The following is a 14112-nucleotide window of genomic DNA, read 5'->3' on the forward strand; positions in this document are numbered from 1 at the left end:
ACTGATCCACCCGATCGCGATGGAAGAAGGCCTGCGCTTCGCCATTCGTGAAGGCGGCCGCACCGTGGGTGCCGGCGTCGTGACCAAGATTACGGAATAAACATGGCCGCAAGTCAGAACATTCGTATTCGTCTCAAGGCCTTCGATCATCGTCTGATCGACAAGTCGGCACGTGAGATCGTGGAAACGGCCAAGCGCACGGGTGCGCAGGTGCACGGCCCGATCCCGCTGCCGACGCGCAAGGAGCGCTACACGATCCTGATTTCGCCGCACGTCAACAAGGACGCGCGGGATCAGTACGAGATCCGTACGCACAAGCGGATGATGGATATCGTGGAGCCCACGGAGAAGACCGTGGACGCGCTCATGAAGCTGGATCTTGCTGCGGGCGTCGACGTCCAAATTAAATTGCAGTAAGACCGAGACAAATCGGTTGCGGTCTGGTATAGTCCGCGGCCCTGGCGAACGAAGCCCGCACCACGCGGGCTTCGTTTACTGGATGCAACCAAACTTGAACTGTCGCCCCCTCTAGCGAGTGGCGATAAGCGAGAAGGTACTTAACACATGGCTATTGGATTGGTAGGTCGCAAGCGCGGCATGTCCCGCGTTTTCGACGAAAACGGCGTGTCCGTTCCCGTAACGGTCGTCGAAGTCGAGCCGAATCGCGTCGTCCAGATGAAGGACAGTGACAGCGACGGCTATCGCGCGGTGCAGGTTACGACCGGCGCCCGTCGTGCGAGCCGCGTCACCAAGGCGGCCGCGGGTCATTTCAAGAAGGCCGGCGTTGAAGCGGGTCGTGGTCTGTGGGAGTTCCGCGTCGAAGGCGATTGGCCGACGGTGCCGGTGGCGGCCCCGCAGCCGACCGAAGAAGGCGAGGAGCCCGCCGAGGCAGAGCAGGTCGAGCTGGCCGTTGGCGGCGAGCTGACCGTGTCGCTGTTTTCGGAAGGCCAGATCGTCGACGTGGTCGGGCGTTCGATCGGTAAGGGTTATGGCGGCGTCATCAAGCGTCATAACTTCCGCTCGCAGCGCATGTCGCATGGTAATTCCAAGGCGCACCGTGCGCCGGGTTCCATCGGCCAGAACCAGTCGCCCGGCCATGTGTTCAAGGGCAAGAAGATGTCCGGTCAGTTGGGTAATGCGCGCACCACGGTGCAGAACCTTCGGGTCGTCCGAGTGGATGCCGAGCGCAACCTGATTCTGATCGAGGGCGGCGTTCCGGGCGCGAAGGGTGGTGACGTGATCATCAGCCCCGCGGTCAAGAAGGCCGGCTAGGCCCGACTTTTACGACAGGCATAAGTCATGGAACTTAATTTGGCAGCAGGCGGCAAGACGGTATCGGTTTCCGACTCTATCTTTGCGCGCCCGTTTAACAAGGATCTGGTTCACCAGATCGTGACGGCATACCTGGCCGGCGCCCGTGCCGGCACCAAGGCGCAGAAGAATCGCGCCGAGGTTAGCGGTGGCGGCAAGAAGCCGTGGCGCCAGAAGGGTACCGGTCGTGCTCGTGCAGGCACCATCCGTAGCCCGATCTGGACCGGCGGTGGCGTGACCTTCGCGGCGACCCCGCGCGACTATTCGCAGAAGGTCAACCGCAAGATGTATCGCGCCGGCATGAGTGCGATCGTCTCGGAGCTGCTGCGCCAGGATCGTCTCACGGTCATCGAAGCGCCGGCGCTCGAAGCGCGCAGCACGAAAGGCCTGATCAAGGCGCTTGCCGATCAGAGCTGTGAGCCGCGCGGCCTGATCGTCGTGTCCGAGGTGGACGACAAGCTGGGCTATTCGGCCAACAACGTGGTCGGTCTGGACGTGGTCGCGGTGAACGCGCTGGATCCGGTGGTTCTGGTCGGTGCCGAGAAAGTGCTCATCACGGAAGAGGCGCTGCGCGCCCTTGAAGGTTGGCTGCAATGAACCAGGAACGCATTTTTCAGATTCTGCGCGCGCCCCATATCTCTGAAAAGAGCACGGTGGTCGCAGACGCGAATAACCAGGTGGTCTTCGAAGTTGCCAAGACGGCAACGAAGCCCGAAATCAAGGCGGCGGTCGCTGCGCTTTTCGACGTGAAGGTTGAAGGCGTGACGACGGTCAATGCCAAGCCGAAGCTGAAACGGTTTCGCGGTCGGCCGGGCGTGCGCAGTGGCTGGAAGAAGGCCTACGTCACGCTGGCCCAGGGCGAGGAAATCGATTTCCTCGACGGCGCCACCCAGTAAGCGCTCATAGCAAGCGCCAAAAGGTAAGAAACTATGGCACTCAAGAAAGCCAAGCCGACATCCGCGGGTCGTCGCTTTGTCGTCAGCGTCAAGGATGCGACGCTGCACAACGGCAAGCCCGAGTCCTCGCTCGTCGTCAAGAAGCACAAGCAGGGCGGTCGCAACAACAACGGTCGTATCACCGTGCGTCATCGCGGTGGTGGTCATCGCCAGCATTATCGTCTGGTGGATTTCAAGCGCGACAAGGATGGCGTACCGGCCAAGGTCGAGCGTCTGGAATACGACCCGAACCGTAGCGCGAACATTGCGCTGCTGTGCTACGCCGACGGCGAGCGTCGTTACATCATTGCGCCGCGCGGCGTGACGGTCGACACGAAGATCATGTCGGGTCCGCAGTCGCCGATTCGTCCGGGCAATGCGCTGCCGCTGGCAAGCATTCCGGTCGGCACCACTGTGCACTGCGTCGAAATGCGTCCCGGCAAGGGTGCGCAGCTCGGTCGCAGCGCGGGTGCCGCGGTGCAGGTCGCTGCGCGTGCCGGCGAGTATGCTGTGCTGCGCTTGAAGTCCGGCGAGACCCGTCGCGTGCATATCAACTGCCGCGCGACCGTGGGTGAAGTCGGCAACTACGAGCACAGCCTGCGTCAGCTCGGTAAGGCGGGTGCGAAGCGCTGGCGTGGTCGTCGCCCGACGGTTCGCGGCGTGGCAATGAATCCGGTCGATCACCCGCACGGTGGTGGTGAAGGCCGTACCAGTGGCGGTCGTCATCCGACCAGCCCCTGGGGTTGGAAGACCAAGGGTTTCAAGACGCGTGCTAACAAGCGCACCGACGGCATGATCGTTCGTCGCAGCGTCAAGCGTAAGAAGCGGTAAGCCGCGTTTTATAAAGGCACAGGAATAGCTATGCCCCGTTCAATCAAGAAAGGCCCGTTCGTCGACCTGCATCTCGCCGCCAAGGTGGAAGCAGCCGCGAACAGCAGCACCAAGCGTCCGATCAAGACCTGGTCGCGTCGCTCCATGGTGACGCCCGACATGATCGGTCTGACGATTGCCGTGCACAACGGCCGTCAGCACGTGCCGGTGTTCGTGTCGGAAAACATGGTCGGCCACAAGCTCGGCGAGTTTTCCCCGACGCGGACCTTCAAAGGCCATCTGGGCGACCGCAAGGGTTAAGGCGAGGACTTATCAATATGGAATCGTTCGCCAAACTTCGTTTCGCGCGTATCTCGCCGCAGAAAGCCCGTCTTGTCGCCGATGAGGTGCGGGGCATGCCGGTCGAGCGTGCGCTGGAAACGCTGCAGTTTTCGAGCAAGAAAGCGGCGCATATCGTGCGCAAGGTGCTTGAGTCGGCCGTAGCCAACGCCGAGCACAATGAGGGCGCGGATATCGACGAGCTCAAGGTTGCCACGATCATGGTGGACGAGGGTCCGACCATGAAGCGGATGAAGCCTCGTGCCCGCGGTCGTGCCGATCGGATTTTCAAGCGTACGAGTCACGTGACGATTCGCGTCGCAGACAAGTAAACGGATAAAGATATGGGTCATAAAGTACATCCTGTCGGTTTCCGTCTCGGTATTACCTCCGAGTGGAGCTCGCGCTGGTATGCAGAGAACGCCGGCTACCGCGACGCGCTGAACACGGATCTGGAGATTCGTGATTTCATTCGCGAAAAGCTGGCGCATGCGTCGGTGAGCCGTATTCAGATCGACCGTCCGGCGCGCAGCGCGCGGATCACGATTCATACGGCGCGTCCGGGCATCGTGATCGGCAAGAAGGGCGAGGATATCGACAAGCTGCGTTCGGAAGTCTCCGAGCGTATGGGTGTTCCGGTGCACCTGTCGGTCGAAGAGATTCGCCGTCCGGAGCTTGACGCTCTGCTTGTGGCCCAGAACATCGCGCAGCAGCTTGAGCGCCGTATCATGTTCCGTCGCGCCATGAAGCGCGCGGTGGGCAATGCGATGCGTCTCGGCGCCGGCGGTATTCGCGTGAACGTGGCCGGTCGTCTGAACGGCGCCGAAATCGCGCGTACCGAGTGGTATCGCGATGGTCGCGTGCCGCTGCATACGCTGCGTGCCGACATCGACTACGGCCTGGCTGAAGCCAAGACCACCTACGGCGTACTCGGCGTGAAGGTCTGGATCTTCAAGGGCGAAGTGTTCGATACCGATCCCAAGATCGAAGAAAAGCCCGCCGATACCGGCGCGGCCGCGGGGTAATAAGCCATGTTGCAACCGAAACGAGTCAAGTTCCGCAAGGTCCAGAAAGGCCGCAACCGTGGTCTGGCCCAGCGCGGTAATGCCGTGAGCTTCGGCGAGTATGGCCTGAAGGCGGTCGAGCGCGGTCGTCTGACGGCGCGCCAGATCGAAGCGGCGCGTCGTGCCATGACCCGTCATATCAAGCGTGGCGGCAAGACCTGGATCCGCGTGTTCCCCGACAAGCCGGTTACCAAGAAGCCCATCGAGGTTCGTATGGGTAAGGGTAAGGGCAACGTCGAATTCTGGGTGGCCAAGGTGCAGCCCGGTTCCATGCTCTACGAGATGGAAGGCGTGAGCCGCGAAGTGGCACAGGAAGCCTTCCGTCTGGCCGCGTCGAAGCTGCCGGTCAAGACGGCCTTTGTCGAACGCAAGATTCTGTAGAGGCAAAGATGAAAGCGAAAGAATTGCGCGAGAAATCGCCCGAAGATCTGGAAAAGGAATTGCTCTCGCTGCGTCGCGAGCAGTTCAACCTGCGCATGCAGCAGGCTACGGGCCAGCTCTCGCAGACCCATCAGTTCGGCGTCATTCGCCGTGACATCGCGCGCATCAAGACCGTGCTGCGCGAAGCCGGCAAATAGGAACAGTTGAGCCATGAGCGAAACGAGCGAAAACAAAAGCACCGCCGCCGAGCAGGACAAGCGCCAGCGCGTTCTGGCCGGCAAGGTCGTGAGCAATGCGATGGACAAGACCATCGTCGTGCTCATCGAGCGGCGCACGCAGCACCCGCTGTACGGCAAGTACATCCGTCGGAGCACGCGTCTGAAGGCGCACGATCCGGAGAATACCTGCCAGGTGGGCGATTTTGTTGAAATCGCAGAGGGTCGCCCGGTGTCCCGCCGCAAGGCGTGGTCGCTGCGGCGCGTGGTCGAGAAGGCCGGCGAATTCGATACCGCAGGATAAACGACAGCCATGATCCAGACAGAATCGGTACTCAATGCAGCCGATAACAGCGGCGCCCGCCGGGTCCAGTGCATCAAGGTGCTGGGCGGCTCGCATCGCCGTTATGCGCGCGTTGGCGACATCATCAAGGTCAGCGTCAAGGACGCGATCCCGCGTGGTCGTGTCAAGAAGGGCGAAGTGATGAACGCGGTGGTCGTACGTACGCGCCACGGTGTTCGTCGCAACGACGGGTCGCTGATCCGTTTCGACAACAACGCCGCCGTGCTGCTCAACAACAACAACGAGCCGATCGGCACCCGTATCTTCGGGCCGGTCACGCGCGAGCTGCGTGAGAAGTTCATGCGCATCATCTCGCTTGCGCCGGAGGTTCTATGAGCTCCAGAAAGATTCGTAGCGGTGACGAAGTCATCGTGACCAGCGGCAAGGACCGCGGTCGTCGCGGCACGGTCAATCGCGTGCTCGAAGACAAGGTCGTTGTCGAAGGCATCAACATTGCGAAAAAGCATGTTCGCGCGGACCCGAACCAGGGTATCCAGGGCGGCATCGAAGAGCGGGAAATGCCGCTGCATATTTCCAATGTGATGCTTTACAACCCGGATACCCAGAAGGGTGAACGGGTCGGTTTCAAGTGGCTGGGCGAAGGAGCGGATCGACGCAAGGTCCGTATCTACAAATCGTCCGGCGAAGTGGTCGACGCGTAGGTGAACGACATGGAAGACACCATGGAAAATACGAGCAAACATCCCGCGCGCTTGAAATCGGTGTATGCCGATCAAATCGTACCCAAGCTGATGGAGCAGTTCGGCTTCAGCAGCCCGATGGCGGCGCCGCGCGTGACCAAGATCACCCTGAACATGGGTGTGGGCGAAGCGGTTTCCGATCGCAAGGTCATCGAGTCGGCCATGGCCGATATGGCCAAGATCGCCGGCCAGAAGCCGGTCATGACCCGGGCCCGCAAGTCGGTGGCCGGTTTCAAGATCCGCGAAGGCTGGCCCATCGGTTGCAAGGTAACGCTGCGCCGCGCCCAGATGTACGAGTTTCTCGATCGTCTGGTGAACGTGTCGCTGCCGCGTATCCGTGACTTTCGCGGCTTGAACCCGCGTGCCTTCGATGGCCGCGGCAACTATAGCCTCGGTATCCGTGAGCAGATCGTGTTCCCGGAAATCGATTACGACCGGGTCGACGCACTTCGCGGTATGGATATCGTGATTTCGACCTCGGCCAAGAACGACGAAGAGGGGCGGGCACTGCTGGACGGGTTCAACTTCCCGTTCCGCAAGTAAGCCGGCCCCGGAGACCCCAAGTATGGCAAAGAAAAGCATGATCGCCCGCGATCGCAAGCGCATGAAGCTGGTGGCGAAGTACGCCGAAAAGCGCGCCGCGATCAAGGAACGTATCAACGACCCGGAGGCGACGCCGGAAGAGCGTTTCGCCGCTGCGCAGGAACTGCAGGCGCTGCCGCGCGATGCGAGCCCCACCCGGGTCACGCGTCGCTGTCAGGCGACCGGTCGTCCGCGCGGTGTTTACCGCAAGTTCGGGCTCTCGCGTAACAAGCTGCGGGAAGCCGCAATGCGCGGTGAAGTGCCCGGTCTCGTTATGTCCTCCTGGTAGGCCACAGAAAAGGTATCGGTACGCATGAGTATGACTGACCCCATCGCCGACATGTTGACCCGTATTCGTAACGGGCAGTCGGCAGATAAGGAAAGCGTCGAAATGCCCTCGTCCAAGCTGAAACTGGCGATTGCCCAGGTGCTGCAGGACGAAGGTTATATCTCCGGATTCGAAACCGTTGACCTGGACGGCAAACCGCGTTTGCGCGTGGAGCTGAAGTACTTCCAGGGACACGGCGTGATCGAGCACATCGAGCGGGTGTCCAAGCCCGGTCTGCGTGTCTACCGCGGCAAGAAGGAAGTGCCCACGGTTGTCGGTGGTCTCGGTATCTCGATCGTGTCCACGTCGCAGGGCGTGATGACCGACCGCGCGGCTCGCGAAGCGGGTCATGGCGGCGAGATTCTCTGCTACGTGTCGTAAGGCACGTCGAGCAACGCACAGGAAGTTCGAATATGTCCAGAGTAGCTAAAGCCCCGGTGAGCTTGCCCAGCGGCGTTGAATGCAACGTCGCCGAGCGGGACGTGCGGGTGAAGGGCAAGAACGGCGAACTCAGCTTTCGACTGCCGGACGGCGTCGATGTCGAGGTCGCCGACGGTGCCGCCACCGCCAAGCCCACGGGCCGCAAGCCGAATATGGCAATGGCCGGCACGGTGCGCGCGACGGTCGCGAACATGGTGAAAGGCGTCACCGAAGGCTTCGAGCGCAAGCTCGAGCTGGTCGGCGTGGGCTATCGTGCCCAGGCTCAGGGCGACACGCTGAACCTGTCGCTTGGCCTGTCGCATCCGGTGGCCTACAAGATGCCCCAGGGTGTGACGGTCGCGACGCCGAGCAATACCGAAATCGTGCTGACGGGCGCGGACAAGCAGGTGGTCGGCCAGGCCGCCGCCGAAATCCGCAATTACCGGCCGCCGGAGCCCTACAAGGGCAAGGGTATTCGCTACGCCGACGAGCGCGTGGTTCGCAAGGACGCGAAGAAGAAGTAATCAACGGCGCGTTTCATTTACGGCCAACAACAGATTCATTACGCCATGCACAAGAAAACGATTTCGCGACTGCGTCGCGCCCGTCGGGGCCGCATGCACATGCGCAACCTGGGCGCGCATCGCCTGTCTGTACACCGCACGCCGCAACATATTTATGCGCAGATCGTAGCGCCCGATGGTTCGCGTACAATCGCGAGCGCTTCGACGGTCGAAAAGACCCTGCGCGAGGAATGCGGCAAGACCGGCAACTGTGACGCCGCTCGCGTCATCGGCCGGACGATCGCCGACCGGGCCAAGGCTGCTGGCGTGGAAGCCGTAGCGTTCGACCGTTCGGGTTTTGCCTATCACGGTCGAGTCAAGGCACTCGCCGACGCCGCACGTGAAAGCGGCCTGCAGTTCTAACGGGATTTCTCAATGGCAACACGTAACGAACAACGCACCGAAGGCGATCTGCTCGAGAAGCTGATCACCGTCAATCGCGTGGCCAAGGTGGTCAAGGGTGGCCGTCAGTTCGGTTTCACCGCGCTGACCGTGGTCGGCGACGGCGAAGGCCGCGTCGGCTTTGGCTATGGCAAGGCACGTGAAGTGCCGCTGGCCATCGCCAAGGCGATGGAAGCGGCTCGCAAGAGCATGATCCGCGTGCAGATCAAGGAAGGCTCGACGCTGCAGCACGCCATCGTCGGTCGCCATGGCGCCACCAAGGTGATCATGCGTCCGGCCTCCGAAGGTACCGGCGTGATCGCTGGCGGCGGTATGCGCGCCGTATTCGAGGTCGCGGGCGTGAGCAACGTTTTGGCCAAGAGCTACGGCTCGCGTAACCCGATCAACCTCGTTCGGGCGACGATCAACGGGCTGCGCGAAATGCACGATCCCGAGTTCATCGCTGCCAAGCGTGGCAAGTCGGTCGAAGAAATCACGGCTTAACGGAGGCGCGGGATGGCCAGCAAAGAAATCACGATCAAACTCATCAAGAGTCCGATCGGCCGAGTCAAGCGTCATCGCGCCTGTGTGCGCGGTCTGGGGCTGCGTCGGCTGCATCATCAGGTGACGGTGGCGGATACGCCGGAAAACCGGGGCATGATCAACAAGATCGTCGACATGCTCGCGATCCAGGAGTCCTAGGATGAAACTCAACGATCTACAGCCGAACGACGGCGCGCGCAAGCTGCGCAAGCGCGTCGGCCGCGGCCCGGGCTCAGACCTGGGCAAGACGGCCGGCCGTGGCCACAAGGGTCAGAAGTCGCGTAGCGGTGGTTACACCAAGATGGGTTTCGAAGGCGGCCAGATGCCGTTGCAGCGGCGCGTGCCCAAGCGTGGTTTTCGCAGCCCGGTGGACGCGCCCGCTGAAGTGCGTCTCGATAACCTGAATCGCCTGGAAGGCGACGTGGATCTGGCGGCCCTCAAGGCCGCCGGTGTCGTTGCGCGTGAAGCACGGCGTGCCAAGGTGATCGCTTCCGGCGAGATCAACGTGGCGGTCAACCTCAAGGGTGTAGCCGCGACCGCGGGTGCGGTCAAGGCGATCGAAGCCGCTGGCGGCAGCGTCGCCGAGTAACCATGGCCAAGCGTCCCAACACTGCAGCGCCCGGCGGCTTTAACCCGAACTCGGGTAGCCTCACGGAAGTGCGTCAGCGCCTGCTGTTCCTGGTGGGTGCGCTGATTGTCTTCCGTATCGGCACGTTCATTCCCGTGCCCGGTATCGACCCCGCTCAGCTGGCGCGGCTGTTCGAACAGCAGGCGGGCACGATCCTCGACGTCGGCGTGATGTTTACCGGCGGCGCTCTCAAGCGCCTGTCGATCTTCGCGCTCGGCGTGATGCCGTATATCTCGGCGTCCATCATCATGCAGTTGATGACGGCGACGGTCCCGGCATTGAAGGAAATCAAGAAGGAAGGCGAGGCCGGTCGCCGCAAGATTACGCAATACACGCGGTACGGCACCGTCGCCCTGGCTTCATTCCAGTCGATCGGGACCGGCATCGCGCTGTGGAATCAGGGGATTGCACAGAGCGGTACCAGCGAGTTCGCCTTCATCTTCACGACCGCGGTGTGTTTGACCACCGGCGCTATGTTTCTGATGTGGCTGGGCGAGCAGGTCACCGAGCGTGGCATTGGCAACGGCATCTCGATGCTGATCTTTGCCGCGATCGTGGCGGGGCTGCCTTCTGCTATCGGTGGGACGCTAGACCTGGTGCGCACCGGCGAGCTGAGCATATTCTTCGTGATTGCCCTGTTCGTGGGCGCGATGGCCGTGCTCGCCTTCGTCGTGTTCGTGGAACGCGCTCAGCGGCGGATTCCGGTTCATCATGCCCAGCGCCAGCGCGGGCGCAAGATGTATGCGGCCCAGACCCAGCATCTTCCGCTCAAGCTGAACATGGCGGGCGTGATTCCGCCGATCTTCGCTTCGAGCATCATTCTTTTCCCCGCGACCGTTGTACGGTTTCTGGGTGAAGGCGGTTCGGTGGCGAACTGGGTATCGAATGCGATCGCGCCGGGGCAGCCGCTGTACGTGCTGTTCTATTCGTTGATGATCGTGTTCTTCTGCTTTTTCTATACCGCGCTCGTGTTCGATTCGCGGGAAACGGCAGACAACCTGAAGAAATCCGGGGCCTTCATCCCGGGTGTTCGGCCCGGCATTCAGACAGCCAACTATATCGATACCGTTCTGACCCGGTTGACCGTGGCCGGTGCGGTGTACGTCACGGCGGTCTGTCTGCTGCCCGAGCTGTTGATTCTTCAATACAACGTACCCTTCTATTTCGGCGGGACTTCGTTGCTGATCATCGTAGTGGTTGTCATGGACTTCATGGCGCAGCTGCAGGCGCATCTGATGTCGCATCAGTACGAAGGGTTGATGAAGAAGAACAACCTGAAGTCCCAGGGGCGCGGCGGTGCCGGCGCCGGCATGCTCCGCTAGCGGGCCGTCACCAAGCGCAACAACGATTACACCACCGACCGTCGTCTACAACGGTCGGCGAGATGTCAGAGGTAGGACATGAAAGTTAGAGCATCGGTTAAGAAAATTTGCCGCAATTGCAAAGTCATCCGGCGCAACGGCGCCGTGATGGTGATCTGTTCGACCGACCCGCGCCATAAGCAGCGCCAGGGTTAGTCGGAAAACCTTGTAATCACAGAACAGAAAGGCTATATTGGCGGGCTTTTCCACGGTTGAATATTCGCGGGCGGCAAGATGCGCGCGACAACCATAGCCCGGTAGCTGGGAGATCAATCGAATGGCGCGAATCGCTGGAGTTAACCTCCCGATCAACAAGCATGCGGTGGTAGCGTTGACGTCGCTTTACGGCGTCGGTTTCACGCGAGCACGTGAAATCTGCGCGGCCTGCAACGTGGCAACGGACACCAAGGTCAAGGATCTCACCGAGGGTGAGGTCGAGGCGCTGCGTGCCCAGGTTCAGCAGTACACGATCGAAGGTGACCTTCGTCGTGAGATCTCCATGAACATCAAGCGACTGATGGATCTGGGCTGCTATCGCGGTCTGCGTCATCGTCGCGGTCTTCCGGTGCGCGGTCAGCGTACCAAAACCAATTCGCGCACGCGTAAGGGCCCCCGTCGGCCCATTCGCCGCTAGTTCGTTCTCGCACGAGAGTACAGGTAACGCTTTATGGCGACAGGCACGTCTTCCACAGCATCTCGTACGCGCAAAGCGCGCGCACGCCGCAATGTCACCGATGGCATCGCGTTCGTGTATGCCACCTTCAACAACACGATCATCACGATCTCCGATCGTCAAGGCAACGTGTTGTCCTGGTGCACGTCGGGTAGCTGTGGCTTCAAGGGTTCGCGCAAGAGCACGCCGTTCGCAGCGCAGGTTGCTGCCGAGCGCGCCGGCGAAGGCGCGGCGCAGTACGGCGTCAAGAATCTCGAGGTTCGGGTCAAGGGCCCCGGCCCGGGACGTGAAGCCGCGGTGCGTTCGCTCAATGGTGCAGGCTTCAAGGTGACCGGCATCATCGACGTCACCCCGATCCCGCACAATGGCTGTCGTCCGCCCAAGAAGCGCCGCGTCTAGCGCGCTCGGGCGACCGAACCGGAACAGGTAGAGAACAATGGCTAAGTACACAGGACCGAAATGCAAACTTTCGCGCCGGGCAGGCACTGACCTGTTCCTCAAGGGGCGTGGTCGTTCGCTGGAAGGCAAGTGCAAGATCGATACGCCGCCCGGCGCGCAGGGTACCCAGCGCCGCCAGCGTCTGTCGGACTATGCCCTGCAGCTGCGCGAGAAGCAGAAGCTGCGGCATATGTACGGCGTGCTTGAGAAGCAGTTCCGCAACTACTACAAGAAGGCCGCGCAGAACAAGGGCGCGACTGGCGTAGTGTTGCTGCAGCAGCTGGAGAGCCGTCTGGACAACGTCGTGTACCGCATGGGTTTTGCCTCCACGCGTGCCGAGGCCCGTCAGCTGGTGAACCACAAGGCGGTCGCGGTCAACGATTATCCGGTGAACATTCCCTCGTACGAGGTGAAGGTCGGCGATACCGTCGCGATCCGTAACCGTGCGAAGCATCAGCCCCGCATCATCGAGTCGCTGCAGGTTGCATCGCAGCTCGGTTTGAGCGAATGGGTCGAGGTGGACGAGAAGGGCCTGAAAGGCACGTTCAAGGCCGTCCCGGATCGCGACCAGGTGCTGCCGGATATCAACGAGAATCTGGTCGTCGAGCTTTACTCGAAGTAATAGGCGCTGTCTTAGACAGCAAGAGGTATTTGCATTATGCAGTCCAGTGAATTGCTGAAACCGCGCCTGGTCGAGGTCGAGCGGGCGAACGAGCGGCGCGCCAAGATTGCGCTTGAGCCGCTCGAGCGTGGCTACGGCCATACGCTTGGCAACGCGATTCGGCGGATCCTGCTGTCCTCGATTCCCGGGGCGGCGATCACCGAAGTCAAGATCGACGGCGTACTCCACGAGTACACCACGGTCGAGGGTATGCAGGAAGACGTCATCGACGTGCTGCTCAACCTCAAGAACGTAGCGGTGCGCATGCACTCGCGCGAAGAAGCCGAGCTTCACCTGCACAAAAGCGGTGAAGGCCCGGTGACCGCCGGTGATATCACCACCGATCATGACGTTGAAATCGTCAACCCGGATCTCGTGATTGCGCATCTGACCAGCGGCGAGCTGCGGATGAGCATGAAGGTCGAGCGCGGTCGTGGTTACCAGCCGGCGCAGAGCAAGTCCGAAGCGGGCGATGAGGATACCGGTGCGAGCGAAATCGGCGCGCTGCGACTGGACGCCAGCTTCAGCCCGATCCGTCGCGTGAGCTATGCCGTCGAACGTGCGCGTGTGGAACAGCGCACCGACCTCGATAAGCTCGTGCTCGATATCGAAACCAACGGCAGCGTCGAACCCGAAGACGCGGTTCGCACGGCAGCGGCGACGCTGTACGACCAGCTGGCCGTGTTCGTCGACCTCGAGGCGCGTCAGGAGTCGAGCCGCAAGGGCGAAACCGGCAAGACCGACCCGACCCTGCTCAAGCCGATCGAAGACCTCGAGTTGACGGTACGCTCGACCAACTGCCTCAAGGCAGAAGACATCCACTACGTGGGTGATCTGGTTCAGCGGACCGAAACGGAACTCATGCGTACGCCGAACCTCGGCAAGAAGTCGTTAACCGAGATCAGCGAGGTGCTCGCCGAGCACGGCCTGAAACTCGGCATGACGGTCGAGAACTGGCCGCCGGCCGAACTCGAAAAAGCCTAGCGTTTTTTCGCGAATATAGACTAAGGACAGAGCTATGCGTCATCGCAAGAGCGGTACTAACCTGGGGCGCGAATCCTCGCATCGCGCGGCCATGATGAAAAACATGTCGGCGTCGCTGTTCAAGGCGGAGCTGATCCGGACAACGCTGCCCAAGGCAAAGGAATTGCGTCGGGTCGCAGAGCCGCTGATCACCCTCGGCAAGACCGATACGGTCGCCAACCGTCGACTGGCGTTCTCGCGTCTGCGCGACAAGGAAGCGGTCGGCAAGCTGTTCGGCGAGCTGGGTCAGCGTTACGCGCAGCGCCCGGGCGGCTATCTGCGGATTCTCAAGTGCGGCTACCGCCCCGGCGATAACGCGCCGATGGCGTATGTCGAACTCGTCGATCGCCCAATGATCGAAGACGACGAAGACGAGTCGGTCGAAGCCTCCGCTTAAGACGACGGCGTCGTC

At 61.4% G+C, this 14112-nt stretch carries 28 protein-coding genes and 1 pseudogene; all 29 read left to right on the forward strand.

Translation table 11 applies throughout. The features are described 5' to 3' along the window. Window positions 1–100: pseudogene (locus tag CMN27_RS10260) on the forward strand (elongation factor Tu); the annotation flags it as partial. Between the two features lie 2 nt (window positions 101–102). Further along, the gene (gene rpsJ / locus CMN27_RS10265) at window positions 103–417 is read left to right on the forward strand and encodes a 30S ribosomal protein S10 (RefSeq protein WP_006913628.1); all 315 of its coding nucleotides are present in this window, start codon (window positions 103–105) and stop codon (window positions 415–417) included. Between the two features lie 147 nt (window positions 418–564). Continuing rightward, window positions 565–1272: a 50S ribosomal protein L3 gene (gene rplC / locus CMN27_RS10270; protein ID WP_293626200.1), complete on the forward strand. Its 708-nt coding sequence runs from the start codon at window positions 565–567 to the stop codon at window positions 1270–1272. 27 nt (window positions 1273–1299) lie between these two features. Continuing rightward, window positions 1300–1908, forward strand: coding sequence for a 50S ribosomal protein L4 (gene rplD, locus CMN27_RS10275; protein WP_293626202.1), 609 nt, complete (start codon window positions 1300–1302; stop codon window positions 1906–1908). Beyond that, window positions 1905–2207, forward strand: coding sequence for a 50S ribosomal protein L23 (gene rplW / locus CMN27_RS10280; protein ID WP_293626204.1), 303 nt, complete (start codon window positions 1905–1907; stop codon window positions 2205–2207). Before rplD ends, rplW begins: the two co-directional genes overlap by 4 nt. A gap of 33 nt (window positions 2208–2240) precedes the next feature. After that, window positions 2241–3077 (forward strand): 50S ribosomal protein L2, encoded by an 837-nt coding sequence (rplB, locus tag CMN27_RS10285; protein ID WP_293626206.1) that lies wholly within the window; start codon window positions 2241–2243, stop codon window positions 3075–3077. A 30-nt stretch (window positions 3078–3107) separates the two neighbouring features. Continuing rightward, complete coding sequence (gene rpsS / locus CMN27_RS10290) at window positions 3108–3377, forward strand: 30S ribosomal protein S19 (protein WP_006913633.1); 270 nt, start codon at window positions 3108–3110, stop codon at window positions 3375–3377. Between the two features lie 17 nt (window positions 3378–3394). After that, window positions 3395–3727 (forward strand): 50S ribosomal protein L22, encoded by a 333-nt coding sequence (rplV, locus tag CMN27_RS10295; RefSeq protein WP_293626211.1) that lies wholly within the window; start codon window positions 3395–3397, stop codon window positions 3725–3727. Window positions 3728–3739: 12 nt separating this feature from the next. Next, on the forward strand, window positions 3740–4420 hold the full coding sequence (gene rpsC, locus CMN27_RS10300) for a 30S ribosomal protein S3 (RefSeq protein ID WP_348767724.1): 681 nt from the start codon (window positions 3740–3742) through the stop codon (window positions 4418–4420). Window positions 4421–4426: 6 nt separating this feature from the next. Then, window positions 4427–4840 carry a 50S ribosomal protein L16 gene (rplP, locus tag CMN27_RS10305; RefSeq protein ID WP_006913636.1) on the forward strand — a complete coding sequence of 138 codons (414 nt, stop codon included), beginning with the start codon at window positions 4427–4429 and terminating at the stop codon, window positions 4838–4840. An 8-nt stretch (window positions 4841–4848) separates the two neighbouring features. Continuing rightward, the gene (gene rpmC / locus CMN27_RS10310) at window positions 4849–5037 is read left to right on the forward strand and encodes a 50S ribosomal protein L29 (protein ID WP_293626216.1); all 189 of its coding nucleotides are present in this window, start codon (window positions 4849–4851) and stop codon (window positions 5035–5037) included. Between the two features lie 13 nt (window positions 5038–5050). Then, window positions 5051–5359, forward strand: a complete 309-nt coding sequence (gene rpsQ, locus CMN27_RS10315; protein ID WP_293626218.1) for a 30S ribosomal protein S17 — start codon at window positions 5051–5053, stop codon at window positions 5357–5359. Window positions 5360–5368: 9 nt separating this feature from the next. Then, the gene (gene rplN, locus CMN27_RS10320; protein ID WP_006913639.1) at window positions 5369–5734 is read left to right on the forward strand and encodes a 50S ribosomal protein L14; all 366 of its coding nucleotides are present in this window, start codon (window positions 5369–5371) and stop codon (window positions 5732–5734) included. Further along, window positions 5731–6060 (forward strand): 50S ribosomal protein L24, encoded by a 330-nt coding sequence (gene rplX / locus CMN27_RS10325; RefSeq protein WP_293626222.1) that lies wholly within the window; start codon window positions 5731–5733, stop codon window positions 6058–6060. The genes rplN and rplX overlap by 4 nt, the downstream gene beginning before the upstream one ends. Before the next feature lie 9 nt (window positions 6061–6069). Continuing rightward, window positions 6070–6642 (forward strand): 50S ribosomal protein L5, encoded by a 573-nt coding sequence (rplE, locus tag CMN27_RS10330; RefSeq protein WP_366515446.1) that lies wholly within the window; start codon window positions 6070–6072, stop codon window positions 6640–6642. 22 nt (window positions 6643–6664) lie between these two features. Further along, window positions 6665–6970 (forward strand): 30S ribosomal protein S14, encoded by a 306-nt coding sequence (gene rpsN / locus CMN27_RS10335; protein WP_006913642.1) that lies wholly within the window; start codon window positions 6665–6667, stop codon window positions 6968–6970. A 24-nt stretch (window positions 6971–6994) separates the two neighbouring features. Continuing rightward, window positions 6995–7390: a 30S ribosomal protein S8 gene (rpsH, locus tag CMN27_RS10340; RefSeq protein ID WP_293626226.1), complete on the forward strand. Its 396-nt coding sequence runs from the start codon at window positions 6995–6997 to the stop codon at window positions 7388–7390. A 32-nt stretch (window positions 7391–7422) separates the two neighbouring features. Continuing rightward, window positions 7423–7953, forward strand: coding sequence for a 50S ribosomal protein L6 (gene rplF / locus CMN27_RS10345; protein WP_293626228.1), 531 nt, complete (start codon window positions 7423–7425; stop codon window positions 7951–7953). A gap of 45 nt (window positions 7954–7998) precedes the next feature. Next, window positions 7999–8355, forward strand: coding sequence for a 50S ribosomal protein L18 (gene rplR, locus CMN27_RS10350; RefSeq protein WP_293626230.1), 357 nt, complete (start codon window positions 7999–8001; stop codon window positions 8353–8355). A 12-nt stretch (window positions 8356–8367) separates the two neighbouring features. After that, on the forward strand, window positions 8368–8877 hold the full coding sequence (gene rpsE, locus CMN27_RS10355) for a 30S ribosomal protein S5 (protein ID WP_293626232.1): 510 nt from the start codon (window positions 8368–8370) through the stop codon (window positions 8875–8877). Window positions 8878–8889: 12 nt separating this feature from the next. Then, entirely contained in the window at window positions 8890–9075 is a 186-nt protein-coding gene (rpmD, locus tag CMN27_RS10360; RefSeq protein ID WP_293626234.1) for a 50S ribosomal protein L30, read from the forward strand. A 1-nt stretch (window position 9076) separates the two neighbouring features. Continuing rightward, a complete protein-coding gene (gene rplO, locus CMN27_RS10365; protein WP_293626236.1) occupies window positions 9077–9505 on the forward strand; it encodes a 50S ribosomal protein L15 in 429 nt (142 codons plus the stop codon). 2 nt (window positions 9506–9507) lie between these two features. After that, window positions 9508–10866, forward strand: coding sequence for a preprotein translocase subunit SecY (gene secY / locus CMN27_RS10370; protein ID WP_293626238.1), 1359 nt, complete (start codon window positions 9508–9510; stop codon window positions 10864–10866). A 78-nt stretch (window positions 10867–10944) separates the two neighbouring features. After that, a complete protein-coding gene (gene rpmJ, locus CMN27_RS10375) occupies window positions 10945–11061 on the forward strand; it encodes a 50S ribosomal protein L36 (protein WP_006913650.1) in 117 nt (38 codons plus the stop codon). A gap of 121 nt (window positions 11062–11182) precedes the next feature. Continuing rightward, window positions 11183–11539, forward strand: a complete 357-nt coding sequence (gene rpsM, locus CMN27_RS10380) for a 30S ribosomal protein S13 (protein ID WP_293626240.1) — start codon at window positions 11183–11185, stop codon at window positions 11537–11539. A 33-nt stretch (window positions 11540–11572) separates the two neighbouring features. Beyond that, the gene (rpsK, locus tag CMN27_RS10385; RefSeq protein WP_006913652.1) at window positions 11573–11977 is read left to right on the forward strand and encodes a 30S ribosomal protein S11; all 405 of its coding nucleotides are present in this window, start codon (window positions 11573–11575) and stop codon (window positions 11975–11977) included. A gap of 37 nt (window positions 11978–12014) precedes the next feature. Then, on the forward strand, window positions 12015–12638 hold the full coding sequence (gene rpsD / locus CMN27_RS10390; protein WP_293626242.1) for a 30S ribosomal protein S4: 624 nt from the start codon (window positions 12015–12017) through the stop codon (window positions 12636–12638). A 36-nt stretch (window positions 12639–12674) separates the two neighbouring features. Beyond that, window positions 12675–13661 carry a DNA-directed RNA polymerase subunit alpha gene (gene rpoA / locus CMN27_RS10395; protein ID WP_293626243.1) on the forward strand — a complete coding sequence of 329 codons (987 nt, stop codon included), beginning with the start codon at window positions 12675–12677 and terminating at the stop codon, window positions 13659–13661. 34 nt (window positions 13662–13695) lie between these two features. After that, window positions 13696–14097, forward strand: a complete 402-nt coding sequence (gene rplQ / locus CMN27_RS10400) for a 50S ribosomal protein L17 (RefSeq protein WP_293626244.1) — start codon at window positions 13696–13698, stop codon at window positions 14095–14097. The last annotated feature ends 15 nt before the right edge of the window (window positions 14098–14112 follow it).

The organism is Salinisphaera sp., assembly GCF_002729955.1.
In the GTDB taxonomy this organism is placed as follows: Bacteria; Pseudomonadota; Gammaproteobacteria; order Nevskiales; family Salinisphaeraceae; genus Salinisphaera.

Coding starts and splice junctions, on each gene's coding strand:
- secY (WP_293626238.1), top strand. CDS start 9,508: ATGGCCAAGCGTCCCAACACTGCAGCGCCCGGCGGCTTTAACCCGAAC.
- rplQ (WP_293626244.1), top strand. CDS start 13,696: ATGCGTCATCGCAAGAGCGGTACTAACCTGGGGCGCGAATCCTCGCAT.
- rplD (WP_293626202.1), top strand. CDS start 1,300: ATGGAACTTAATTTGGCAGCAGGCGGCAAGACGGTATCGGTTTCCGAC.
- rpsS (WP_006913633.1), top strand. CDS start 3,108: ATGCCCCGTTCAATCAAGAAAGGCCCGTTCGTCGACCTGCATCTCGCC.
- rplB (WP_293626206.1), top strand. CDS start 2,241: ATGGCACTCAAGAAAGCCAAGCCGACATCCGCGGGTCGTCGCTTTGTC.
- rpmD (WP_293626234.1), top strand. CDS start 8,890: ATGGCCAGCAAAGAAATCACGATCAAACTCATCAAGAGTCCGATCGGC.
- rpsC (WP_348767724.1), top strand. CDS start 3,740: ATGGGTCATAAAGTACATCCTGTCGGTTTCCGTCTCGGTATTACCTCC.
- rplR (WP_293626230.1), top strand. CDS start 7,999: ATGCACAAGAAAACGATTTCGCGACTGCGTCGCGCCCGTCGGGGCCGC.
- rpsK (WP_006913652.1), top strand. CDS start 11,573: ATGGCGACAGGCACGTCTTCCACAGCATCTCGTACGCGCAAAGCGCGC.
- rpoA (WP_293626243.1), top strand. CDS start 12,675: ATGCAGTCCAGTGAATTGCTGAAACCGCGCCTGGTCGAGGTCGAGCGG.
- rplV (WP_293626211.1), top strand. CDS start 3,395: ATGGAATCGTTCGCCAAACTTCGTTTCGCGCGTATCTCGCCGCAGAAA.
- rplF (WP_293626228.1), top strand. CDS start 7,423: ATGTCCAGAGTAGCTAAAGCCCCGGTGAGCTTGCCCAGCGGCGTTGAA.
- rpsN (WP_006913642.1), top strand. CDS start 6,665: ATGGCAAAGAAAAGCATGATCGCCCGCGATCGCAAGCGCATGAAGCTG.
- rpsE (WP_293626232.1), top strand. CDS start 8,368: ATGGCAACACGTAACGAACAACGCACCGAAGGCGATCTGCTCGAGAAG.
- rpsD (WP_293626242.1), top strand. CDS start 12,015: ATGGCTAAGTACACAGGACCGAAATGCAAACTTTCGCGCCGGGCAGGC.
- rplP (WP_006913636.1), top strand. CDS start 4,427: ATGTTGCAACCGAAACGAGTCAAGTTCCGCAAGGTCCAGAAAGGCCGC.
- rpsH (WP_293626226.1), top strand. CDS start 6,995: ATGAGTATGACTGACCCCATCGCCGACATGTTGACCCGTATTCGTAAC.
- rplN (WP_006913639.1), top strand. CDS start 5,369: ATGATCCAGACAGAATCGGTACTCAATGCAGCCGATAACAGCGGCGCC.
- rpsJ (WP_006913628.1), top strand. CDS start 103: ATGGCCGCAAGTCAGAACATTCGTATTCGTCTCAAGGCCTTCGATCAT.
- rpsQ (WP_293626218.1), top strand. CDS start 5,051: ATGAGCGAAACGAGCGAAAACAAAAGCACCGCCGCCGAGCAGGACAAG.
- rplC (WP_293626200.1), top strand. CDS start 565: ATGGCTATTGGATTGGTAGGTCGCAAGCGCGGCATGTCCCGCGTTTTC.
- rpsM (WP_293626240.1), top strand. CDS start 11,183: ATGGCGCGAATCGCTGGAGTTAACCTCCCGATCAACAAGCATGCGGTG.
- rplX (WP_293626222.1), top strand. CDS start 5,731: ATGAGCTCCAGAAAGATTCGTAGCGGTGACGAAGTCATCGTGACCAGC.
- rpmC (WP_293626216.1), top strand. CDS start 4,849: ATGAAAGCGAAAGAATTGCGCGAGAAATCGCCCGAAGATCTGGAAAAG.
- rplO (WP_293626236.1), top strand. CDS start 9,077: ATGAAACTCAACGATCTACAGCCGAACGACGGCGCGCGCAAGCTGCGC.
- rpmJ (WP_006913650.1), top strand. CDS start 10,945: ATGAAAGTTAGAGCATCGGTTAAGAAAATTTGCCGCAATTGCAAAGTC.
- rplW (WP_293626204.1), top strand. CDS start 1,905: ATGAACCAGGAACGCATTTTTCAGATTCTGCGCGCGCCCCATATCTCT.
- rplE (WP_366515446.1), top strand. CDS start 6,070: ATGGAAGACACCATGGAAAATACGAGCAAACATCCCGCGCGCTTGAAA.